Here is a 21,802-nt window from a genome sequence, read left to right on the forward strand (position 1 = left end):
CCTATGCGGGAGGGTACAGCGACAATTCAAGGCAAATGTCGCCGCATATGATATTTGGAGTAGATTTGGGGGATTATGGCCAAGGCACATCACATCGTTTTTGCGAATGAAAAGGGCGGGACGGGTAAATCAACCACCGCAGTCCATGTCGCCATAGCTCTGGCGTCACGTGGCGCGCGGGTGGCGTGCATCGATTTGGATTCGCGTCAGCGCACCTTATACCGCTATCTGGAAAACCGGCGCGACACGATGGCGCGGCGCAAAATCACTTTGCCGATGCCATTGTTCGAGGTGTTTGAGCATGAGTCGCAGGCTACGTTAGAGCGTCAGGTGGAACGCCTGGGCGCAGAAAATGATTTCCTCATCTTCGACACGCCCGGACGCGATGATCGCTATGCACGTTTTGTTGCGACGCGCGCCAATACATTGGTCACCCCCATGAACGACAGCTTTGTCGATTTTGACCTGATTGGCCAAGTGGACGCCGAAAACTTCAAAGTGCGCAAATTAAGCTTCTATGCGGAGCTTATCTGGGACGCGCGCAAGGAACGCGCCAAGGCCGATGGCGTCACCATCGACTGGGTCGTGGTCCGCAACCGCCTGCACAATATGGAGGCGCGTAATCAGCAGCGCATGACCGATGCACTTGCCGAATTGTCCAAGCGCGTTGGTTTCCGTTCGGTGCCCGGCCTGAATGAACGCGTCATTTATCGTGAGCTGTTTCCGTCGGGCCTGACGTTGATCGACAAGGGCCATCTTGGCCAGTTGGCCACCGCACATATTGTCGCGCGACAGGAACTGCGTGAACTGGTCACTGGCCTCGCGCTGCCCGAAATACCGCAAGCAGCCTTGGTGTAATGACGTTTCTGGCCATCTTGGTCCTGCTTGCACTTGGCTGGGCCGTGTGGAAGGGCAAGCTGCAAAAGCAGCAATTGCCGCCTGTGTTGCTTGGGCTCGCCGGGGCGTTTCTCGCGTCGCGGGGAAGCCTGTTGATCGGCGTGGGTGCCATCGCCATAGCGGCGGCCTGGTATCACGGCCTGACATTGCGGCTGTTCGGTTCCGACGCCAAGCACGGCAAGACGTCGGATATTGACGATGCCCGCTTCTTGCTGGGCGTGTCGCGTTTCGACAATGCCGAACGCATTCGCGAACGTCATCGCACACTGATTGCACAAAACCATCCGGACACCGGCGGCAGCGCAGAACGCGCCGCCGAATTGAACAAAGCCCGCGATCTTTTGTTAGATGATTTGCATAATAAACGGCTGTAATGGCCAAGCTCTCTCCCGCAGTTACAGGACACTCCATGGCCCATCATTTCCACCCCACTTCGCTTCGTGAATATGACATTCGCGGCATTATCGGTGAAACATTAAGGGAGGCTGATGCCTATGCCATTGGCCGGGGGTTCGGCACCTGCCTTGTCCGCGCTGGCGGTAAAAAGGCGGCGGTAGGCTATGACGGGCGGGAAAGCTCGCCGATGCTTGAGGAAGCCTTGGTCAAGGGGCTAAACGACAGCAATGTGGATGTCGTGCGCATCGGCATGGGGCCAACCCCCATGCTATATTATGCTGAGGCCGTATTGGACGATGTCGATGGCGGCATAGAAATAACCGGCAGCCACAACCCCGCCAATTATAACGGCTTCAAGATGGTCCTTATGGGTAAACCGTTTTTCGGGGCCGATATCCAAAAAATTGGCCGCATGGCGTCGGCCGAGGATTGGGTAAACGGTACTGGCGTTTCGGAACAACTCGACATCCTTGACCAATATGTGGCCCGCGTGGCGCAAGCCGCACCACAAAAGGCATTTCGCATCGGTTGGGATGCAGGTAATGGCGCGGCAGGACCAGCAATTGAAAAGCTGGTCAAGATGTTACCAGGAGAGCACCATCTCTTATTTATGGAAGTGGATGGCCAATTTCCCAATCATCACCCTGATCCCACCGACCCAGCCAATCTGGTCGATTTGCAGCGGCTTGTCGCGGAAAAGAAACTCGATTTTGGAGTAGCTTTTGACGGCGATGGCGACCGCATCGGCGCAATTGATGGCGAAGGCCGCGTAATCTGGGGCGATCAATTGTTGCAAATCTATGCTGCCGATGTGCTGGGCGAAGTCCCCGGAGCGACGATTATCGCCGATGTAAAGGCATCTCAGGCATTGTTCGACCGCGTCAGCGCATTGGGCGGTCAGCCGCTGATGTGGAAAACTGGCCACAGCCTCATTAAGTCCAAAATGAAAGAGACCGGATCGCCGCTCGCAGGTGAAATGAGCGGGCATATTTTCTTCAAGCATGAATATTATGGTTTTGACGATGCCATTTATGCCGCCGTCCGGCTGATGGCGGCGTCGGCCAAGCTGGGCAAAAGCGTGACGGAGTTGCGCAGCGAAATGCCCGAGATGATCAATACCCCCGAAATGCGTTTCCAAGTCGACGAGAGCCGCAAATTCGCCGTGATCGACGAAGTGCTTGCACGGTTGTCGGCAGATGGTGCGGATGTGAACAACACCGACGGTGCACGCGTCAATACGCCTGATGGCTGGTGGCTGTTGCGCGCATCGAACACGCAAGACGTGCTCGTCGCCCGCGCCGAGGCCTCTAGCGAAGAGGGCCTAGAACGGCTGATGGCGCAAATTGATGCGCAATTGGCGGCATCGGGGCTGGAACGCGGGGAAACTGTCGGGCATTAAGTCCGTTGTGAACTTACCCCCTATCATTCTCGACTGGTTCGCCGAACGCGGATGGCAGCCGCGACGGCATCAGTTGGAGATGCTCGACGCGGCGGGTGCTGGACGGCATGCCCTGCTGGTGGCCGCGACGGGTGCGGGTAAGACGCTTGCCGGATTTTTGCCGACTTTGTGCGCGTTGATATCAGAAACGCGTGCCCCGGCGAAGGCCGGGGTCCAGACCCAATCAAAAAACGCCCAGACCCAACCAAAAAACGCTTCGGAGGCTGGATCCCGGCCTGCGCCGGGACACACATTAGAACCCGTGGTGGGCCTGCACACGCTCTACATCTCCCCGCTAAAGGCATTGGCCACTGACGTTCGCCGCAATCTGCTGATCCCGATCGCGGAAATGGGCTTGCCAATCCGCGTTGAGGCCCGGACGGGCGACACGCCGTCCGACCGCAAGGCACGGCAGCGGGTCAAGCCACCACATATATTGTTGACCACACCTGAATCTTTGTCGTTGCTGCTCAGCCATGAAGACAGCGTGCACATGTTCGCCACGCTGAAACGCGTCATCGTCGATGAGGTCCACGCCTTTGCCAATGGCAAGCGCGGTGATTTGCTCAGCCTGTCGCTCGCGCGGTTGCAGACGCTTGCGCCCGCCCTGCAACGCGTTGCCCTCTCTGCCACCGTGGCCGACCCCGATGACTATCGCGCGTGGCTCGCCCCCAATGGCGACATTGATCAGGTGCGCCTGGTGGAAGGGGAAGCAGCAGCCGAGCCTGACCTGACGATCCTGTTGCCACAGGGCCGCGTGCCATGGGCGGGGCATAGCGGGCAGCATGCAATCCCGCAGCTCATCGAAGAAATCGGGCGCAACAAAATCACCCTTATTTTCTGCAACACGCGTTTCCTCGCCGAGTTTATCTTTCAGAAATTATGGGACGCAAATGAACCCAAATATGCCATCGGCATTCACCACGGCTCCCTGTCGGTGGAGGCGCGGCGCAAGGTTGAGGGCGCCATGGCCGAAGGAAAGCTGCGCGCCTTGGTCTGCACCTCAAGCCTCGATTTAGGCGTCGACTGGGGCAATGTCGACTGCGTCATCCAAATGGGTGCACCCAAAGGGTCGTCCCGCTTGCTGCAACGTATTGGCCGGTCGAACCACCGCATGGACGCGCCCAGCAAGGCCATCCTCGTGCCCGGCAATCGTTTTGAATATCTTGAAACACAGGCCGCCTTTGACGCGGTGGCAGAGGGCGTGCGCGACGGCGAGACCTTCCGCCCCGGATGCTATGATGTCTTGGCGCAGCATGTCATGGGGCTAGCCTGCGCGGGGCCGTTTGACGAAGGCGAGCTGCTGGCCGAGGTGCAGTCTGCCTTGCCCTATTCGGCCCTAGACGCCGCGACCTTTGCGCGCGTCATCGCCTTTATCGCCACGGGCGGATATGCTCTGAAGGCTTACGACCGCTTCAAAAAGCTCGTCAAAGACCCCGATGGCCGGTGGCGCCTATCGCACCCGCAATTTGCCGCGCAGCATCGGTTTAATGCGGGCATCATTGTCGATGCGCCCATGCTGCAGGTCCGGTTCCGCAATGGCCGCAAATTGGGCAAGGTTGAGGAGTCCTTTGCCGCCACTTTAAGCCCCGGCAACTGTTTCACTTTTGCCGGCATGGCGCTTGAGGTCGAATCGATCAAAGACCTTGACCTCATCGTCCGCGCCGCGACCAAGCCAGCGGCCAATATCCCAAGCTATATGGGCGCACGGCTGCCGCTGACGACGCATCTGGCTGGGCGTGTGCGGCAGATGCTGACCGACAGGGCGGGCTGGGCGCGCTTTCCGGACGAAGTGCGCGAATGGTTGGAGATGCAGGCCTATCGCAGCCAAATGCCACAGGCCGGGCAGTTACTCGTCGAAACCTTCCCCCACGACAAACGATATTATATGGTCGCCTATCCGTTCGAAGGGTGGAACGCACATCAATCGCTGGGCATGCTCATCACGCGGCGGATGGAGAGCCGGGGCCTGATGCCCATGGGTTTTGTCGCGAGCGATTATGCCTTGGCCGTGTGGAGCCTAAAACCCATCACAGACCCGCGCCCCTTATTTTCTGCCGACATATTGGCGGATGAATTTGTTGACTGGGTGGAGTCGAGCTATTTGCTCAAACGCGCCTTTCGCGAAGTGGCGGTGATCAGCGGGCTTGTCGAACGCCAGCATCCCGGCAAGCGCAAGACGGGCAAGCAAGTTACCTTTTCCACCGACCTGATTTACGATGTCCTGCGCAAATATGAACCCGACCATCTGCTGCTGGAGGCCGCCTGGGCCGATGCGCGGACGCGGTTGACCGATGTCGGGCGGCTTGGCGATTTATTGGACCGCGCCGCCGACAATATGCTGCATGTCGATCTGGAGCGCGTCAGTCCGCTGGCGGTGCCCTTGCTGGTGATGATTGGCCGCGAGAGCGTGGCGCAAGGGTCGGTGGATGACGCGCTGCTGATGGAGGCAGAGAGCCTCGCCAGCGTGGCGATGACGCCTTAGGCCAATCGTTCCGGGGAAAACCGCCGTCGCACCAGCGCAGGCTGGGGGGGTGGAGGGGGCTGTCGGCCTCATGCGACATGGCAAGTGGAGAGCCCCCTCCGTCACTCGCTACGCGAGCGCCACCTCCCCGTTCCGGGGAGGAATTACCCCTCAAATCCTCCCCGTTCCGGGGAGGGGGACCATGCGAAGCATGGGGGAGGGGCACAGGCGAGTCCTCCTGACCTTCTGGCGTGGTGATACCCTGAACGTGCCCCTCCACCGTCTGCGACGGTCCCCCTCCCCATTCTGGGGAGGAAATCAGCGGACCGCAGCCTTGAAGCCACACGAAAAGAAGCGTATTGCTGTGCCACAGGAGAATTTGAAAATGCGTCGCGTTGCTTTTGGGTTCATTGGCTCTTTAACAGCCGCATCCGCGTTCTTAATTGCCGCATCCGCGGTGGCGCAGGACGTGCCGCAAGCCGAAACCAGCGCAGACGTCGCCGCGATCACCGAACAATTTGATATCGACCGCAGCGACCGTATGACCGTTCAAGTCCGCGTTAATGGCAGCGAAGCTGTGCCCTTCATCGTCGACACAGGGGCCGAACGCACCGTCATTGCCAATGACTTTGCCCGAAAGCTGGCGCTGGAGGCTGGCCCTATATTGACGCTGGCAACGATTTCGGGGCGGTATCAGGTCAATAGCTTCTTCATCGATTCGATTTCGACCGCGTCGGTCAATCTCTTGGGCATTGAGGCCCCCGGCCTTGAGCGGTCCAACCTGGGGGCTTTTGGATTGCTGGGTATCGACAGTCTTGAGGACAGCCGCGTCTATCTCGATTTTGCGCAACAGACGATGGATGTGCTGCCGTCGCAGAAATCGCGCGGGAAAACAAAGCTGGAAAACGGCATGATCGTCGTCCGGGCGCGGCGCAAGGCGGGGCGAATGATCCTGTCGAGCGCACAGATTGATGGTGTCAAGGTTGACATCATCTTGGACACTGGCGCGCAAAGCAGCATGGCCAATCTGGCACTGCGCGACAAGCTTCGCCGCCGCCATCGCAATTTTGATTTTATCCCTGTGAAATTGAGAAGCGTCACCGGCACCATATTGGAGGGCGATTATACGCAAATCCGCGAAATCGATATTGGCGGGCTTACCATCCGGGACATGCCCATGACCTTTGCCGATAATTACGCCTTTACCGCGCTGAACCTTGATGACCGGCCTGCGATATTGCTCGGGATGGATGCGCTGAAGCTGTTTGACCGCGTGTTGATTGATTTTGGCAATCGGCGCGTCGGGTTCGATCCGCCCAAGGGCGTGACGCGAGAACAAAAGGCGCGCCTCGCTTTCGCGCAGTAGTTCCTTGCGCACATCGCTTGCAGTGGCCAGCGACAGTGCGCATAGCCTGTGGCAATGGCACAAAGTTTCGAATTTGGTGGCGCGGCGTTTGAGGTGGCTGGACAGGCTGCCTTATATTGGCGCGCGCAAGATGCGTTATTGGTGTCCGACCTGCATCTGGAAAAGGCGAGCGCCTTTGCCTTAGTTGGCCAAATGCTGCCGCCCTATGACAGCGTCTCGACACTTGAGGAGATAGCCACGCTTTGCAGGACATATCGACCTGCCAAAATCATATCCCTTGGTGACAATTTCCACGATGATGACGGGGAACACCGATTGGCGCAAGATGCTGCGGCATTATTGGTCGATTTGGCCTGCAACACCGAATGGATCTGGATTACCGGGAACCATGACCGCGCGGTGTCGGGTATCTGGGGCGGCAAGGCGTTTGACGCATTGACATTGTCGGGCATCACGCTTCGGCATGAGGCGTTAAGTGGCGATCCCAATCCCGAAATCTCCGGCCATTTTCACCCGAAGTTCCGGCAAGTGCTGCGCGGGCGGATGGTAAAGCGGCGGTGCTTTGTGAAAACCCCGCGCAAGTTGATCATGCCTGCCTTTGGCGCGCTGACCGGTGGGCTGGATGTGCAGGATGCTGCTATATTAAAGGCCTGCGACCTTAACCATGGTGAAGGCGTTGAGGCTTTGGTCGCCACGCAAAGCGGCATTGCCCGATTTGCCTTAAATCATGCTGGGTCGTTCGCTAAATAAGGCGGTGCCAACGCGGATATAGGTCGCGCCCAGCATGATGGCGGTTTCAAAATCATCGGACATGCCCATGCTCAATTGTGCCAAGTTATGCCGCGCGGACAATTCGGCCAAAAGCGCAAAGAAAGGCGCGGCTTCGACGTCGGCGGGCGGAATGCACATCAACCCGGCGACCGGAATCCCTGCGTCCTGCGCTGCCTTCAACAGGTCGGGAAGCTCCATGAAGGAACACCCCCCCTTTTGCGCTTCAGCGCCAATATTGACTTGAATGAAGCAAGGCACCGCACGCCCCAGCCTCTGCATCGCCTTGCCCAGCGCCGTCACAAGCGACAGCCGATCAACCGAATGAATGACGTCAAACAACGCGACCGCTTCTTCGGCCTTGTTCGATTGCAACTGGCCAATGAGATGGAGCTCAACGCCGGGATGGCGCTCCTTCAGCGCTGGCCATTTACTGGCGGCCTCCTGAACACGGTTTTCACCGAACAGCCTTTGCCCCGCGAGAATGATTGGCGCGATGTCCTCCACCGACCGCGTTTTCGACACGGCGATAAGGTGGATGTCCTCGGCCGAACGTCGCGCCAATTTGGCGGCGGCGCCCATGCGCGTGCGGATGGCCGTCAAACGGTCGGCGGGTGTTTCTGGTGTCGCTTCCTGCATAGCGCGTCGCTATAGGCAGTTGCATGCCGCGAAGCCACCCCTTGCCGAAAATCTGGCTCATGACCGATGCGCGTTTTGGTGATGACCAGTTGCGCGCTATTCAACACCTACCGGCGCGATCAGGCGTGGTTTTCCGCCATTATGATTTGGCTACTCAGCAACGTCGCATATTGTTCGCCCAGGTGCTGCGCATTTGTCGTCGGCGCGGGCATATACTGCTGTTGGCGGGTGATGCGCGGACCGCTTTGCGCTGGCATGCCGACGGCTTTCATCAACGCAGCCGTGGCCACACAGGCTTGCTACACAGCGCCCCTGTTCATAATGCGCGTGAAATCGCAGACGTTAAACGCAGCCGCCCCGACCTGTTATTCCTCTCCCCGCTTTTCGATACCAACAGCCACCCCGGCGCGCGGCCACTCGGTCCGTTGATGTTTCTGCGGCTCGCAAAGCTTGCTGGCCCAAAACGCATCATCGCCTTGGGCGGCATGACCCGTCAGAGCGCAAACATGCTCGGCCCACGGATGATCCATGGTTGGGCGGCGATTGATGCTTTCAGGAAAAAGCCCGCTTAGAAGCGGATTTTGGTTCCGACATAGACCGCTTCGCTGTCCTTGCGGTTGTCGGGCAAAGGAAGAACGCGATCATTTTCACTGGCGTAACGGACGCCAGCGGTGACGTCGATCTTGCGGCTGATCGAGAAGCTGCCGCCGACATCGAGCTTATAATCGCCCGCAGCCGCGCTACCGCGTGCGGGCGGGGCCATTTCTTTATTCTGGTCGAGTTTAATATTGGTACTGAACTTGCTTGGTTTTTTCGCCGATTCATCCAACCGGAAGCCGCCCTTACCGACATCGCTCAGAGGCGTCTTTGCGGCACGTGCATGCGCCTTAGGCAAAGCAAAATCCTGCCAACCCTTGGAAGCCGTCAAACGATAGTCGGCCGCGGCCAAGCGCAGCCCCTTACCAGCGCCCACTTCGCTTGGTGCGATGACATTGCGAAGGGATACCGCGCCAGCGGTCAGACGTGAGTTCGCCCGCGCAGCGACGGTAATCGTGCGGTTGCGACCTTCATCGGCACTCGCCGGCGTGAAGGGGAACCGCGTATCAGGCGCAATTTGCGTAGCAGAGAATTTTTGGGCAAGCACACTGTCACCGCCAGCAGGCGTGAACATCGCAATCCACGAGGGCGCGGCTTTTTGTTCCGGACCGGATGACCTTGCGGCAAAGGCAGGCACAATCATCGGCGAAAGGGCAAGCGAACCGGTCGCAAGCATCACTGCTGCAAAGGTCGCATATTTTCCTTTCTGTACCCGCATCACGTCCATGGACCTTTTTCAAGCGATTCTTATTTAGAACGGTTGGCATACGCCTTATTTTAGCGATTCAAAAGAGGTGTAATTTCAGAATCATGCCCATAACACGTTTTATCCGCAGTTGTTGCATGATGTCCACAATCGGATAGCGCATGCAGTATGAATTGCGCGCCGTTCAGCCGCCAGAAAGCTTGCCCCCGGCAGCAAGCCACTATAGAGGTTTCCGATATTCTATTGTTCAAGGACATTTTATGCGCAATACTCGCCTGACACTCATCATTGCGACCAGCAGCTTAATTAGCTTAGGCCTGCTTTCCGGCTGCGGCGGCAGGGAACGTCCAAAGGCGGACCTCGCGGCCAGCCAGGTCACCAATATTGGCGTCAACAGCTATTTGTGGCGCGCATCGCTTGATGCCTTGTCGTTCATGCCGTTGGTACAGGCCGACTCGTCGGGCGGCGTCATCGTCACCGATTGGTATGTAAACCCGCAAAGCCCCGGCGAACGCGTGAAGCTTACCGTGTCGATTTTGGATCAAGACCTGCGCGCAGACGCCTTGCGCGTGGCCGGCAGCCGCGAAGTCTCGCAAAATGGCCAGTGGGTCGCGGCGCCATTGCGTGCCGCCACGGTGCAAAAGCTTGAAGCCGTCATCCTCACCAAGGCGCGTGACCTTCGTCGGTCGTCCATCACCGGGTAATTTCTATGTCCAACGAAGAGCGCTTTAACCCGCACGTTGCCGACGCGCGGTGGCAAAATATTTGGGAAGAACGCAGCAGCTTCGTCGCAGATGATAATTCGACTAAGCCGCGCGCTTATGTCCTTGAGATGTTTCCCTATCCGTCGGGCCGCATCCATATTGGCCATGTCCGCAATTACACCATGGGCGACGTGCTGGCGCGCTACAAACGGATGACGGGGCATGAGGTGTTGCATCCCATGGGTTGGGACGCCTTTGGCATGCCTGCCGAAAATGCGGCGATGGAGAAGAACGTCCACCCCGGCGGATGGACCCGCGACAATATCGCAAACATGAAGGCGCAGCTGAAGCGGCTTGGTTTTGCGATTGACTGGACGCGCGAGCTTGCGACCTGCGAGCCGGAATATTATGGCCATGAACAGGCCCTGTTCCTGAAACTATATGCCGCTGGCCTGGTCTATCGCAAGGAATCTGCGGTAAACTGGGACCCGGTTGACATGACCGTGCTCGCCAATGAACAAGTCATCGACGGCAAGGGCTGGCGCTCCGGCGCGCCGGTTGAACGCCGCAAGCTGAGCCAATGGTTTCTCAAAATCACCGACTTTGCAGATGAACTGCTCACCGGCCTTGGTTCGCTTGACCAATGGCCGGACAAGGTGCGCTTGATGCAGGAAAACTGGATCGGCAAATCGCAGGGCTTGAAATGCACCTTCCGTTTCCCCGGGGGGAATGGTGGCATCGACGTGTTTACAACGCGGCCTGATACGATGTTCGGCGCAAGCTTTGTTGCCATTGCCGCCGACCACCCCGTCGCGCAAAAGCTGGCTGCCAATGCCCCCGATTTGCAAGCGTTTATCGAGGAATGTCGCAAGGGCGGCACCACTGCTGCTGACATTGAAACCGCTGAAAAGCGGGGGTTTGATACAGGCTTGACCGTCGAACATCCGCTCGATGCAAGCTGGCATTTGCCGGTCTATGTCGCGAACTTCGTGTTGATGGACTATGGCACTGGCGCCGTCTTTGGCTGCCCCGCGCATGACCAGCGCGATCTTGATTTTGCCCGCAAATATGATTTGCCCGTCACCCGCGTTGTCGGCGATGGCGATTTGACCGATAGCAGCTTTGCCGGCGATATTGCTTTCACAGGCCCCGGCACAATCGTCAATTCGCGCTGGATGAACGGCATGACGATTGATCAGGCGAAGGCCGATGTCATCGCACGCGCACAGGCCGAAGGCTGGGGCATTGGCCAAACGCAATATCGCCTGCGCGACTGGGGCGTTTCGCGTCAGCGTTATTGGGGGACACCCATTCCCATCATCCATTGCCAGACCTGCGGCGCGGTGCCGGTGCCCGATGACCAATTGCCAGTAACCTTACCCGAAGATGTCAGTTTCGACATTCCCGGCAACCCGCTGGATCGGCACCCAAGCTTCAGCAAAGTCGATTGCCCAAGCTGTGGTCAGCCTGCACGGCGCGAAACCGACACGCTCGATACTTTTGTCGATTCAAGCTGGTATTTCATTCGCTTTGCCAGCCAGCCACATGACAAGCCATTTGATCGCACGGTTGCGGAAAAATGGCTTCCGGTGGACCAATATATTGGCGGCGTGGAACATGCCATTTTGCACTTGCTCTATGCCCGGTTCTGGACGCGCGCATTGAGCCATATTGGCTTGATCGATGTGAAGGAGCCATTTGCGTCTTTGTTCACGCAAGGCATGGTCACGCACCAAACCTATCAGGACGCAAAGGGCAGTTGGCTGAGCCCCGATCAGGTGCGACGCGAAGGCGACATCTGGACCATCATCGATAGCGGCGCGCAAGCGGTTGCTGGCCGTATCGAAAAAATGTCCAAGTCGAAAAAGAATGTCGTCGATCCCGATGATATTGTCGATCAATATGGCGCAGATGCCGTACGCTGGTTCATGCTGTCCGACAGCCCGCCCGAACGCGATCTGGAATGGTCCGAAGCAGGCATCGAGGGCTGCTGGCGCTTTGTGCAGCGGCTCTGGCGTCTGACAGCACAAGTCAGCGGTGCGGATGGCGCGGACAAGGCATTGGACCGCAAAACGCATCAGGTGATCGCTGGCGTCGGCGCAGATATCGAGGCGCTGGCCTTTAACAAAGCCGTGGCCAAGATTTACGACCTAGCCAACATTATTGAAAAAGCCGCGCCTTCGGCCAGCCGCGATTCTGCCATCCGCACGATCCTATTGCTGTCATCACCGATGGTCCCGCATTTGGCCGAAGAAGCCTGGACGCAGCTTGGCGCGGAACTGGGTGGTGGTCTCATCGCCGACGCCGCATGGCCCGCGGTTGACCCGGCCCTGCTTGAAGAGGACGAGGTTACCATCGCCATACAGGTCAGGGGCAAATTGCGTGACACGCTAACGGTCGCCAAGGGCTTGCCGCAGGCCGAAATGGAGGCACTTGCACTGGCCAGCCAAAAGGTTCAGATTGCCATCGACGGCAGCGATATTAAAAAAATCATCGTCGTTCCCGACAGGCTGGTCAACATCGTCTTATGAACCGTTTCTTCGCCCCCTTGATGCTTGCTTTCCTGCTGCCCGCGTGCAGTTTGCAGCCATTATATAGCGGTGGGTCAAAAGGGGCGGTGGCGCGCGCATTGGGGACCATCAGCGTCGCGCCAATCGAGGGCAAAAATGGTTGGCTGATGCGCAATGCATTGACCGACCGGCTTGGCGCTCAGAACAGCAATATTGCCCAGTTCCGCTTGGTTGTTGTCCTTGATGACCAAATTGAAGGTTTCGGCGTGCGCGCGGATGATACGGTCACGCGTGAACGTCGGACATTACGTGCGCGCTATCAGCTTATTTCCGTCGAGACGGGTGAGACTGTGCTCGATACGACCGCCGGATCGGACGCTGGCATCGACGTGGTCAGCTCGGAATATGCAACGATCGCTGGCGAAAACAGCGCGCTTGAAAATCTGACGCAAAAGGTTGCGGATCAGATTGTCACGCGGCTTTCCATTTACGCTCGTGGCGAATGAGTAGCGCAAAAGAACGTAGTTTTATCAGTGCTATAAGTGCACGTCCGGATGTCCGGATGTTTTTCATATTCGGGCCGGATGAATCGGCTGTCGCCGATGTCGCCGGGCAAATGTCGGCGCAATTAGCAGGCTCGGAACGCATTGATATCGACAGCGACCGGATCCGCAATGACCCGGCCTTGTTGGCAGATGAGGCGTCTGCACTCTCGCTGTTCGGTGACAAAAGACATATCCGGCTCAATTTCCGCCGCGAAGAGGGCTTAGCCGCAGTCGAAAATTTGCTATCACTGGACGGCGATGTAAACCCGGTTATCGCCACCGCCGGTAACCTGACCAAGGCCAGCAAATTGCGGAAGTTGGTGGAAGCGGATCCGCGCGCCATGGTGCATATCTGTTATGTGCCCGAAGAAGGCGACGCCGCCGCCGCAGTCATGGCCTTTGCGGCCACAACCGGGTTGAAGATCGATCGGCCACTTGCCGCACGTATTGCGCGCTACACTGGACAAGACCGCAAGCTAGCCCAAGCCGAAATTGAAAAGCTCGCGTTATATTATGATGCATCACCGCAGCGTCCCGCCACGGTCGAAATAGCAATATTCGAAGCTTTATCGGCGGAAACTGGTGAGGAAAATATCAACGGCCTCGTCCATGTCGTGATGGGCGGTGACTTGCGCGGTACGGGCCGCGAACTGACCGCTGCGCGCGACATGGGTGTTGATGCCATTCGCATCATCCGCGCCATGCAACGCCGCGCAACATTGCTCGCCGCGATGCGGACAAAAGTCGACAATGGCACAAGTCCCGGCGCAGTGGTTAAGGCAACGCGTTCGATATTCTGGAAAGATGCCGACAGCTACGCACAGCAGCTTATGCGCTGGCCATCGGTTCGGCTTGCAGGGCTAAACAGCCATTTGCTTGAGGTTGAGTCAAAGTTGATGCACGTCCGCGACGGGCTTGCCATGATCATATTGGAAGAAGAGCTCGTCCGCATTGCCCGTGCCGCAGCACGTCGCGGCTGACCACCGCGCGCGACTTGCGCAGATTTCAAGAAATCACGCGTACGCCCGCACCTTGAACCGCTTTGCCGCTGCCCCCACATCATCCTCACGAAAGGTACCTTTTCATGGAAAAAATTATCAAATCCGATGCGGAATGGCGGGCCGTATTGGACCCCGTTCAATATCATGTCCTGCGGGAGGCCGGCACTGAACGCGCCTTTGCGGGCGCGCTGACCGATGAAAAGCGCGAAGGCGAATTTCGCTGCGCCGGCTGTGAGACTGCCCTGTTTGCTTCGGACACGAAATTTGACAGCGGTTCGGGCTGGCCAAGCTTTACCGCGCCCGCAGACAATGATGCTGTTGAAGAGCACCGCGATACATCGCACGGCATGGTCCGCATTGAAGTGCGCTGTGCCGCATGTGAGGGGCATTTGGGCCATGTCTTCCCCGATGGGCCTGGACCGACTGGCCTGCGTTACTGCATCAACAGCGCCGCGCTTGCGTTCGATCCTGAATAACAAGGCGCTTGTCGGCGGTTACGGGACTGGGTAACACTCGGGCCATGGCACGCGCGCGCAAGATTTCGAAAGAACGTGGCCCAATGGGGCCATGGATGCTGCGCATTGTCAAAGCGGGCGTCATCGCGGCGTTGCTGGGCGTCATGGTTCTGGGCATTTTTGTCGCGATTGCACGCAGCGAAATTGACAGTTTTGAAGATCTAAAAGCCTCCCCTAACGGGCAAATGATCCGCATCCGTGCGGCAGACGGTACTGTCATTCAATCGCTTGGCCCGAGTTTCGGACGTTGGCTGACCATCGACCAATTGCCGTCCGAAATGAAGGACGCGATGGTCGCCGTCGAAGACCGCCGTTATTATATGCACCCCGGTGTCGACCCCATTGGGATTACGCGGTCCGTGTATGTGCGGGCCGTTGAAGGTCGCTGGACGCAAGGCGGTTCGACAATCACGCAACAATTGGCACGCAACATATATCTGAACAGCAACAAGGAGTTTGGCCGCAAAATTCGCGAGGTCATTCTTGCTTTGGCCATGGAAACCAAATTCTCCAAGGACCAGATCCTCGAACTCTATCTGAATAAAGTATATTTCGGTGGCGGCGCTTATGGGGTCGATGCCGCAAGTCGCCGTTTCTTTGACCATGGTGCAGAGGATATCAGCCTTGCCGAGGCGGCGATTATCGCAGGTCTTGTGAAGGCCCCCTCACGCTATGCGCCCACTGCCGATGCACAGGCCGCCTTGGACCGGGCAAAGGTGGTGGTTGCAGTCATGCAGGATGCAGGGATGATTACCGCAGCTGAGGCCGCCACCGTCGAACCGGCCGGCGTGCGCTTGGCCGCTGAAGCGCCTCAAGACAGCGTGCGTTACTTCACGGATTGGGTTTTGCCGCAGTTGGACGGCCTTATAGATGAAACTGAAAAGCCAATTGATGTCTGGACGACGCTGGACCTGAAAATGCAGCGCGCCGCGACCTCAGCGATTTCCGCAAATTCCCCGCGCGGCGCACAAGGCGCATTGGTATCGATTGACCGCGACGGCGCGGTGAAGGCCATGGTGGGCGGTACCGATTATGTTACCAGCAATTACAATCGCGCGGTTTCCGCGGTTCGCCAACCGGGCTCGGCTTGGAAGTTATTTGTTTATCTCGCCGCGTTGGAAGCAGGTTACCGCCCTGAAGACATGGTGGAAGACAAGCCCGTCGAAATCGAAGGCTGGCAGCCTAAAAACAGCGGTGGGAATTTTGCTGGCGCGATTTCGCTTCGTACCGCTTTTGCATATTCCAAAAACACCGTCGCTGCCCAAATCGGGCAAGACGTCGGCACCAGCAGTATTGCCAATATGGCGCGCAGGTTCGGGATCACCACCCCTGTCAACACGCTGCCGTCGATGGTGCTGGGCACATCAGACACGCGCGTTATCGATATGACTCAGGCGTTCGCGGCGGTCGCGGCCGGTGGACGCAATGTCACCCCTTATGGCATTAAAAAGGTCACTACGATTGACGGTGAACTTCTATATGCGGCAAAGCCGTCAAGCTCGGTGCAATTGGTTGATGATTGGGTTGCAGGCGCAATGACCGATTTGTTGCAAACCGCCGTCGCCACTGGCACCGGGCGGGCCGCAAATATTGGCCGACCCGTCGCGGGCAAAACGGGGACAACGTCAAGCAACAAGGACGGATGGTTCCTGGGCTTCTCCAGCGGCCTTACAACCGGCGTGTGGATGGGTCGCGACGATGCTAGGTCAATTGGTGGCCTTGAAGGTGGTCGCGCCCCTGCGCAGGCTTGGGCAGCCTATATGCGCGTAGCTGTGGCAGGACGCCCCGTGGAGAAATTCGCCACTGAGGTGACGTTCCCGGAGGCCCTTGAGGGTGAAGAGCCATTAGTTGGCGCAGATGAAATGCTGCTGTTCGATGAAAATGGCATGCCGATTGAAGCCGACCCCGTAATGGATGACCCCAATCTTGCGCCGACGACAGAGCCGGAGCCGCTGGATGATGCATTTATCGAGCGCGCGCTTGGCGGCAGACGCGATCAACGGCCAACGTCAGATGAAGAAGGGCCGCGCGGACAGCCCCGTCCATTTTAGGCCGTGAACGCCTAAAAAAGCCTATAGCGCATGCCCGGTCCGGCTTTTCTTGGTTTCAAGATAATAAGCGTTGTGTGGATTGGCAGCGATCTTAAGCGGTAGCCGCTCCGCAACCATGATGCCGGCATTTTGTAAGCCGTCCACCTTTTCAGGATTGTTGGTCAACAGGCGCACCCGTTCCACACCGAGCAATTCCAGCATCCGTGCCGCGACTGAAAAGTCGCGCGCATCAATGGCGAAACCCAACCGGGTATTGGCATCGACGGTATCAAATCCCTGATCCTGAAGCGCGTAGGCGCGAAGTTTGTTGATCAAGCCAATGCCGCGCCCCTCTTGTCGCAAATATAACAATATCCCCCAATTTGCGTCCGAAATCTGTTGCAGCGCTTCGTGTAATTGCGGGCCGCAATCGCATTTCAGGCTGCCAAGAACATCGCCCGTCAGGCATTCACTGTGCAACCGAACAACTGGCGGGGAGGAATCGCGCGTACCCATCAGCAACGCCACATGGTCGGACGCATCTACGGCTGTCCGGAACGCGACAATTTCGGCATCGGCATTGGCGGCAACGGGAAGCTTGGCCCGCGCGGCAATGCGCAAGGCACCGCTGTCGTCAAAGGCAGCGACATCTTGCGGGCTAAAGAAAGCGGGGTTCTCGCCTGCGCCCTTCAACACCAGAAAGGCAGGAAGCAAACCTGCCAATCGCGCAAGCTCAATAGCCGCCGACGCCGAGGGCCCATCATCCAATGGCAGCGCGGCAAAAGGCCCCTTCATCGGATAAGCAAGGTCAAGGCTAGGGTCGGCCACCGCCAGAGCCAGCCTGAGGTCCAAGTCGGACGGCGCCTTAATGAGCACCGGAAGGTCGCCATCTGCCGCCGCACGCTGGTTGGTTAATTTCAGTGTCGCCGCACGATTTGCCGAGAGCAATATCGCATGCGCGCCGGAAACATCTCGCGCTGTTTCGACCGCCAATAAAGTGAGCGATTGCCCAATATGCTGCACATTAACTGGCCAACCACGACGCAGGGCATCAATCGCCATCGCTGCGCGGCGTGAGTCTCCCAACGCTGCGCTCGCCCCGATCAAAAGGTGAATTCCGTGACGATCGGCGCATGGTCGGATGGCTTGCCCCAGCCGCGCACATGTTTGTGCACGATATGCGCCTTCGCCTTTTCTTTCAGATCAGGGGTGACCCACATATGATCAAGTCGACGTCCGCGGTCGGACGTCTCCCAATCCTGCGCGCGATAGCTCCACCATGTATATAATTTCTTTGACGGCTCGACAAAATGCCGCGCGACATCCACCCAGTCTGCCGCTGCCTGAATTTCCGCCAGATGTTCAATTTCGATGCGGGTATGGCTGACGACATTGACCAATTGTTTGTGGCTCCAGACATCTTGCTCAAGCGGCGCAACGTTGAAGTCCCCCGTGAGGACTGTCGGTTGCGTGACGTTACGCGACCATTCGGCCATACGTTTTAGGAAAGCAAGTTTCTGTCCGAATTTTGAATTGACCTCGCTGTCGGGGACTTCGCCCCCGGCAGGAATGTAGACATTGTCGATCCGCACGCCCTTGGCTGCGTCGATATTTAACTCTGCGCCAACATGGCGCGCCTCGCCATTGGCCTGCCAATCCTCCACCCTGCGGTTGATCAACGGCAGTTTGCTGACGATTGCAACGCCATGATGCATGGGCATGCCGTTGACGACGAAGTGACGGTAACCCAACTGCCGGAACAATCCTTCGGGAAAAAGGCTGTCGATGACTTTGGTTTCCTGAAGGCATAAAACGTCGGGCGCTTCTTCCTTCAAATAGCGTTCGACAATGTCGATACGGGCGCGGACCGAGTTTATATTCCACGAGGCGATGCGAATGGTCTGAGACATAAGACCAAAGCCCTAGATGCCTGAAGCGTCAGGAGCAAGCCGGTGAAGACATTTGCTTCAAAAAAGCAAAGCCCTCATCCCGGGGGCATTTGGGATGAGGGCTAAGCTTGCGTTCGTCACGCGGATATCAGCGATGAGTAAAGTCGTGGGCAACAGGGGGAAAACCACACGAACGTTCAGCCACTGATATAACATTGTATACCGTGCCCTTCCTGTCGTTCAGATGAACAACATTAGCGCACGCCGCAACTTGTCGGTGGTGCGCTTCCGTTCATCGCCGGATGTTAGGATTTTCGCCTGACCGGCCGCGGATCTTTCCATGTGAACGCGTTTTTTGCGATCGTGCCATTATAGGTAATATTGTTGAGTCGAATGGTGGTGCGGTTGTTTTTGGAATCCAGCGCGACCCAGCCATTCAAAGTCAATCCGCCCGGCGCGCCGGGTTTGTCCACAAATATCATCGTGATGGTGCCATATTCGGGGCGCTTGGGATCGCGGACTTCGACACTGACAACGGCGTTAGTTGAGGTGGGCAGTATCTTGCCAAAGCGCGCAAGATCCTGACCGGGGTCAAGGAGGGCAGCCAGGGGACTGTTGCGGATCGGCCAGCGCTGGACTTGCTTCACCTCATAATCCACCATCGTCAGCGCACGCCCGTCGGCGACAATCAACAGGGGCACGTCTTTCTGATACTCAAACCGCACCTGCCCAGGCCGCTTCAACAGCAACTTGCCGGTCAGCGTCCCACCGCTCCGGTCTGTCTGCGTGAAATTCGCGGACATTGTGCCCACAGCCTTCATATGCTGCACAACCCGCGCCATCTGCTCGGACGAAGACTGGGCGGGGCTAGGCGTCGTTGCCACGAGCGCAACTGGCGCGAACAACATGGCGTATTTTGAAAAAGTCATCTTTGTTTCCTTGGGATGGGTGGCGGCGATCACTATCCGGACTGCCTTGAACCCCGTCTTAATGGCTAAACCGGGTCGCCGTTGCGGTCGCGCAGCACTTCGCGGCGGCCAATATGGTTCGGCGTGCTGACGAAGCCGTCTTCTTCCATCCGGTCAATTAACCGTGCCGCGCTGTTGTAACCGATGCGCAATTGCCGTTGAATCCAGCTTGTCGAGGCCTTCTGGCTTTCGAACACGATCTGGCACGCTTTGCGATATTGGGAATCTTCTTCGCTGTCGTCGCCGCCCATCCCGCCAAAGTCAAAACCCCCGTCTTCGGGTTCTTCGGTCACGGCTTGAATATATTCAGGCTGCCCTTGGCCACGCCAATGGTCGGCAACGCGGCGCACTTCATCGTCGGAGACAAAAGGTCCGTGAATACGCGTCAATCCTCGGCCACCTGCCATATAGAGCATGTCGCCCTTGCCCAGAAGCTGTTCTGCGCCTTGTTCCCCAAGAATGGTGCGGCTGTCGATTTTTGACGTAACATGGAAGGAAATCCGGGTGGGCAGGTTTGCCTTGATGACGCCAGTGATAACATCGACCGACGGCCGCTGGGTTGCCATGATCAGGTGAATCCCCGCGGCTCGCGCCTTTTGCGCCAGACGCTGGATCAGGAATTCGACTTCTTTACCCGCCGTCATCATCAAGTCCGCCAACTCATCAACGATGATGACAATCTGCGGCATGGGTTCGTAAGCGAGGCTCTCTTCCTCATATTGTGGCTGGCCAGTCATCGGGTCATAACCGATTTGCACCTTGCGGCCCAATGGCGCACCCTTTGCTTTTGCACCGCGCACCTTTTCGTTGAAGTTCGCAAGGTTACGCACGCCAAGCGAGGACATCATACGGTAGCGCTCCTCCATCTGCTCAACTGCCCATTTTAGCGCACGGATGGCCTTCGCAGGCTCAGTCACCACAGGTGACAGCAGATGCGGAATGTCGTCATAGCTGCTCAATTCCAGCATCTTGGGATCGATCATGATCATCCGGCACTGGTCAGGTGTCAGGCGATAGAGCAGCGACAAGATCATGCAGTTCAGGCCAACCGATTTACCCGACCCGGTTGTCCCTGCGACCAACAGATGTGGCATGGGCGCAAGGTCAGCAATAACGGGATCGCCGGAGATATTCTTACCCAAGATTATCGGCAACGCGCCCTTTTGCTCCGCAAAAGCGTCCGAGCCCACCATCTCCTGAAATACAACAGCCTCCCGATGTGCATTGGGAAGCTCGATGCCCATCACCGTCCGGCCCGGGATGGTCGAGACGCGCGCGGACAGCGCGGACATGTTGCGCGCGATATCTTCGGCCAACTGAACGACGCGGCTGGATTTGATACCCGCCGCCGGCTCAAGCTCGTACATCGTCACGACAGGGCCAGGGCGAACAGCGACAATCTGTCCCTTTACATGGAAGTCATCCAGCACCGACTCCAGCAGCCGTGCATTGGCTTCCAACGCCGCCTTGTCGAGTTTAGGCACTGAAATCGTAGGTGGCGGATCGAGCAACTCAAGCGATGGCAAGGTAAAGCTGCCAAAGAAGTCACCCTGCCGCGCGCCAGTCGAAAAAGCGGCTTTTTTGGGCGCGAGCGTGCGGTCCTCAATCACCGGCGGCTTGCGTTGATCTGGTTCCACGGCCTTGCGTGGCGGCTTGGGCTCGACAATCTGCGGAGCAGGCAAATCGTCGCCCGTAAAGGCCGACAGGCCAATGCTGGCGTTACCAAATTTGGGCAACGTCAGGGTCGGAATGCGTAACAGTGGTCGTTCCAACTGAAGCGATCGAATGACGAACACCACCCCACCTGCCAACGCCCCGAATATTAAGAACACGCGCAGTAAAGTGCCTAAACCACCCTTAATCTGGCTGACAAGGGCGCTGGCGGCATTGTCGAATAGCAAGGCAATCGCCCCACCCCACCCCGCCGGGCGGCCAATGTCGCTGCCATGTTGCCAATAGGCCATGCCAAAGCCAATCAATAGCATGCCGATGAGGCATAAAGACAATTGTCGTTTCCACTGCGGCTGCGGAACACCACGCCACAATCGCCGCGCGAAAACCAAAAGCAGCGGCAACAAGAAATATGCTGGCACGCCGAACACAAACAGCATGGCGTCCGCCACATACGCGCCGCTTTGTCCCATCCAGTTGTGCTGCACATCTGCCGCTGCGCTGTTAAATGCAGCGTCGCCTGCGGAATAGCTGAGCAGCGCCAGTCCGTAGAATATTGCAAACAGGCCCAAAGCCGCCGCGACAAACAGCGCGCCGCTGCGAATCAATGACGCGCGCATCATCTGACGCCAATTGGCGAGGTTCGATTTCGGGCTAAATTTTGAAACGCGCAAGGCCATGTTACGAATGCCGATATG

19 protein-coding genes are annotated in these 21,802 nt (G+C 57.7%); 13 read left to right on the forward strand and 6 right to left on the reverse strand.

The window, feature by feature from the left end:
- Positions 1 to 75: 75 nt before the first annotated feature.
- From HEQ34_RS02405 to pdeM, 6 genes are all read left to right on the forward strand, one after another.
- Positions 76 to 858 carry a division plane positioning ATPase MipZ gene (locus HEQ34_RS02405; protein WP_296196874.1) on the forward strand — a complete coding sequence of 261 codons (783 nt, stop codon included), beginning with the start codon at positions 76 to 78 and terminating at the stop codon, positions 856 to 858.
- Positions 858 to 1,271 carry a molecular chaperone DnaJ gene (locus HEQ34_RS02410; RefSeq protein WP_296196875.1) on the forward strand — a complete coding sequence of 138 codons (414 nt, stop codon included), beginning with the start codon at positions 858 to 860 and terminating at the stop codon, positions 1,269 to 1,271. Before HEQ34_RS02405 ends, HEQ34_RS02410 begins: the two co-directional genes overlap by 1 nt.
- Positions 1,272 to 1,306: 35 nt before the next feature.
- Positions 1,307 to 2,692: a phosphoglucomutase/phosphomannomutase PgmG gene (gene pgmG / locus HEQ34_RS02415; protein WP_296197156.1), complete on the forward strand. Its 1,386-nt coding sequence runs from the start codon at positions 1,307 to 1,309 to the stop codon at positions 2,690 to 2,692.
- Positions 2,640 to 5,216, forward strand: coding sequence for a ligase-associated DNA damage response DEXH box helicase (locus tag HEQ34_RS02420; protein ID WP_296196877.1), 2,577 nt, complete (start codon positions 2,640 to 2,642; stop codon positions 5,214 to 5,216). The genes pgmG and HEQ34_RS02420 overlap by 53 nt, the downstream gene beginning before the upstream one ends.
- A gap of 364 nt (positions 5,217 to 5,580) precedes the next feature.
- Positions 5,581 to 6,561: a retroviral-like aspartic protease family protein gene (locus HEQ34_RS02425; RefSeq protein WP_296196880.1), complete on the forward strand. Its 981-nt coding sequence runs from the start codon at positions 5,581 to 5,583 to the stop codon at positions 6,559 to 6,561.
- A gap of 54 nt (positions 6,562 to 6,615) precedes the next feature.
- The gene (pdeM, locus tag HEQ34_RS02430) at positions 6,616 to 7,311 is read left to right on the forward strand and encodes a ligase-associated DNA damage response endonuclease PdeM (protein WP_296196882.1); all 696 of its coding nucleotides are present in this window, start codon (positions 6,616 to 6,618) and stop codon (positions 7,309 to 7,311) included.
- Here pdeM and HEQ34_RS02435 read toward each other — a convergent pair.
- Positions 7,282 to 7,968, reverse strand: coding sequence for a YggS family pyridoxal phosphate-dependent enzyme (locus HEQ34_RS02435; protein WP_296196885.1), 687 nt, complete (start codon positions 7,966 to 7,968; stop codon positions 7,282 to 7,284). The two genes, pdeM and HEQ34_RS02435, sit on opposite strands and share 30 nt — an antisense overlap.
- A 23-nt stretch (positions 7,969 to 7,991) precedes the next feature.
- Here HEQ34_RS02435 and HEQ34_RS02440 point away from each other — a divergent pair, with 23 nt between their 5' ends.
- Positions 7,992 to 8,540, forward strand: a complete 549-nt coding sequence (locus HEQ34_RS02440; protein ID WP_296196887.1) for a thiamine phosphate synthase — start codon at positions 7,992 to 7,994, stop codon at positions 8,538 to 8,540.
- Here HEQ34_RS02440 and HEQ34_RS02445 read toward each other — a convergent pair.
- Positions 8,537 to 9,283 (reverse strand): hypothetical protein, encoded by a 747-nt coding sequence (locus HEQ34_RS02445; protein ID WP_296196890.1) that lies wholly within the window; start codon positions 9,281 to 9,283, stop codon positions 8,537 to 8,539. The two genes, HEQ34_RS02440 and HEQ34_RS02445, sit on opposite strands and share 4 nt — an antisense overlap.
- 248 nt (positions 9,284 to 9,531) lie before the next feature.
- On the opposite strand from HEQ34_RS02445, the gene HEQ34_RS02450 reads away from it, so the two are divergent.
- The 6 genes from HEQ34_RS02450 (at position 9,532) to HEQ34_RS02475 (ending at position 16,597) form a co-directional block, all read left to right on the forward strand.
- A complete protein-coding gene (locus HEQ34_RS02450) occupies positions 9,532 to 9,975 on the forward strand; it encodes a DUF3576 domain-containing protein (protein ID WP_296196891.1) in 444 nt (147 codons plus the stop codon).
- Positions 9,976 to 9,980: 5 nt separating this feature from the next.
- Positions 9,981 to 12,506 (forward strand): leucine--tRNA ligase, encoded by a 2,526-nt coding sequence (gene leuS / locus HEQ34_RS02455; RefSeq protein WP_296196893.1) that lies wholly within the window; start codon positions 9,981 to 9,983, stop codon positions 12,504 to 12,506.
- Complete coding sequence (gene lptE / locus HEQ34_RS02460) at positions 12,503 to 12,991, forward strand: LPS assembly lipoprotein LptE (protein WP_296196897.1); 489 nt, start codon at positions 12,503 to 12,505, stop codon at positions 12,989 to 12,991. Before leuS ends, lptE begins: the two co-directional genes overlap by 4 nt.
- The gene (gene holA / locus HEQ34_RS02465; protein WP_296196900.1) at positions 12,988 to 14,010 is read left to right on the forward strand and encodes a DNA polymerase III subunit delta; all 1,023 of its coding nucleotides are present in this window, start codon (positions 12,988 to 12,990) and stop codon (positions 14,008 to 14,010) included. Before lptE ends, holA begins: the two co-directional genes overlap by 4 nt.
- Positions 14,011 to 14,114: 104 nt before the next feature.
- Positions 14,115 to 14,507 carry a peptide-methionine (R)-S-oxide reductase MsrB gene (gene msrB / locus HEQ34_RS02470; protein ID WP_296196903.1) on the forward strand — a complete coding sequence of 131 codons (393 nt, stop codon included), beginning with the start codon at positions 14,115 to 14,117 and terminating at the stop codon, positions 14,505 to 14,507.
- A gap of 44 nt (positions 14,508 to 14,551) precedes the next feature.
- On the forward strand, positions 14,552 to 16,597 hold the full coding sequence (locus HEQ34_RS02475) for a transglycosylase domain-containing protein (RefSeq protein ID WP_296196905.1): 2,046 nt from the start codon (positions 14,552 to 14,554) through the stop codon (positions 16,595 to 16,597).
- 21 nt (positions 16,598 to 16,618) lie between these two features.
- Here the strand turns inward: HEQ34_RS02475 and ribA are convergent, their stop codons facing one another.
- The 4 genes from ribA to HEQ34_RS02495 all read right to left on the reverse strand — a co-directional run bounded on the left by ribA (position 16,619) and on the right by HEQ34_RS02495 (position 21,784).
- Complete coding sequence (gene ribA / locus HEQ34_RS02480; protein ID WP_296197159.1) at positions 16,619 to 17,638, reverse strand: GTP cyclohydrolase II; 1,020 nt, start codon at positions 17,636 to 17,638, stop codon at positions 16,619 to 16,621.
- Positions 17,639 to 17,679: 41 nt separating this feature from the next.
- Positions 17,680 to 18,486 carry an exodeoxyribonuclease III gene (gene xth, locus HEQ34_RS02485; protein WP_296196908.1) on the reverse strand — a complete coding sequence of 269 codons (807 nt, stop codon included), beginning with the start codon at positions 18,484 to 18,486 and terminating at the stop codon, positions 17,680 to 17,682.
- A 284-nt stretch (positions 18,487 to 18,770) separates the two neighbouring features.
- Positions 18,771 to 19,394, reverse strand: a complete 624-nt coding sequence (locus HEQ34_RS02490) for an outer membrane lipoprotein carrier protein LolA (RefSeq protein WP_296196911.1) — start codon at positions 19,392 to 19,394, stop codon at positions 18,771 to 18,773.
- A gap of 65 nt (positions 19,395 to 19,459) precedes the next feature.
- Complete coding sequence (locus HEQ34_RS02495) at positions 19,460 to 21,784, reverse strand: DNA translocase FtsK (RefSeq protein WP_296196914.1); 2,325 nt, start codon at positions 21,782 to 21,784, stop codon at positions 19,460 to 19,462.
- Positions 21,785 to 21,802: the final 18 nt, after the last annotated feature.

It is taken from the genome of Sphingorhabdus sp. (assembly GCF_023910635.1).
In the GTDB taxonomy this organism is placed as follows: Bacteria; Pseudomonadota; Alphaproteobacteria; order Sphingomonadales; family Sphingomonadaceae; genus Sphingorhabdus_B.

Coding starts and splice junctions, on each gene's coding strand:
- HEQ34_RS02405 (WP_296196874.1), top strand. CDS start 76: ATGGCCAAGGCACATCACATCGTTTTTGCGAATGAAAAGGGCGGGACG.
- HEQ34_RS02410 (WP_296196875.1), top strand. CDS start 858: ATGACGTTTCTGGCCATCTTGGTCCTGCTTGCACTTGGCTGGGCCGTG.
- pgmG (WP_296197156.1), top strand. CDS start 1,307: ATGGCCCATCATTTCCACCCCACTTCGCTTCGTGAATATGACATTCGC.
- HEQ34_RS02420 (WP_296196877.1), top strand. CDS start 2,640: ATGCGCAATTGGCGGCATCGGGGCTGGAACGCGGGGAAACTGTCGGGC.
- HEQ34_RS02425 (WP_296196880.1), top strand. CDS start 5,581: ATGCGTCGCGTTGCTTTTGGGTTCATTGGCTCTTTAACAGCCGCATCC.
- pdeM (WP_296196882.1), top strand. CDS start 6,616: ATGGCACAAAGTTTCGAATTTGGTGGCGCGGCGTTTGAGGTGGCTGGA.
- HEQ34_RS02435 (WP_296196885.1), bottom strand. CDS start 7,968: ATGCAGGAAGCGACACCAGAAACACCCGCCGACCGTTTGACGGCCATC.
- HEQ34_RS02440 (WP_296196887.1), top strand. CDS start 7,992: ATGCCGCGAAGCCACCCCTTGCCGAAAATCTGGCTCATGACCGATGCG.
- HEQ34_RS02445 (WP_296196890.1), bottom strand. CDS start 9,283: ATGCGGGTACAGAAAGGAAAATATGCGACCTTTGCAGCAGTGATGCTT.
- HEQ34_RS02450 (WP_296196891.1), top strand. CDS start 9,532: ATGCGCAATACTCGCCTGACACTCATCATTGCGACCAGCAGCTTAATT.
- leuS (WP_296196893.1), top strand. CDS start 9,981: ATGTCCAACGAAGAGCGCTTTAACCCGCACGTTGCCGACGCGCGGTGG.
- lptE (WP_296196897.1), top strand. CDS start 12,503: ATGAACCGTTTCTTCGCCCCCTTGATGCTTGCTTTCCTGCTGCCCGCG.
- holA (WP_296196900.1), top strand. CDS start 12,988: ATGAGTAGCGCAAAAGAACGTAGTTTTATCAGTGCTATAAGTGCACGT.
- msrB (WP_296196903.1), top strand. CDS start 14,115: ATGGAAAAAATTATCAAATCCGATGCGGAATGGCGGGCCGTATTGGAC.
- HEQ34_RS02475 (WP_296196905.1), top strand. CDS start 14,552: ATGGCACGCGCGCGCAAGATTTCGAAAGAACGTGGCCCAATGGGGCCA.
- ribA (WP_296197159.1), bottom strand. CDS start 17,638: ATGGCGATTGATGCCCTGCGTCGTGGTTGGCCAGTTAATGTGCAGCAT.
- xth (WP_296196908.1), bottom strand. CDS start 18,486: ATGTCTCAGACCATTCGCATCGCCTCGTGGAATATAAACTCGGTCCGC.
- HEQ34_RS02490 (WP_296196911.1), bottom strand. CDS start 19,394: ATGACTTTTTCAAAATACGCCATGTTGTTCGCGCCAGTTGCGCTCGTG.
- HEQ34_RS02495 (WP_296196914.1), bottom strand. CDS start 21,784: ATGGCCTTGCGCGTTTCAAAATTTAGCCCGAAATCGAACCTCGCCAAT.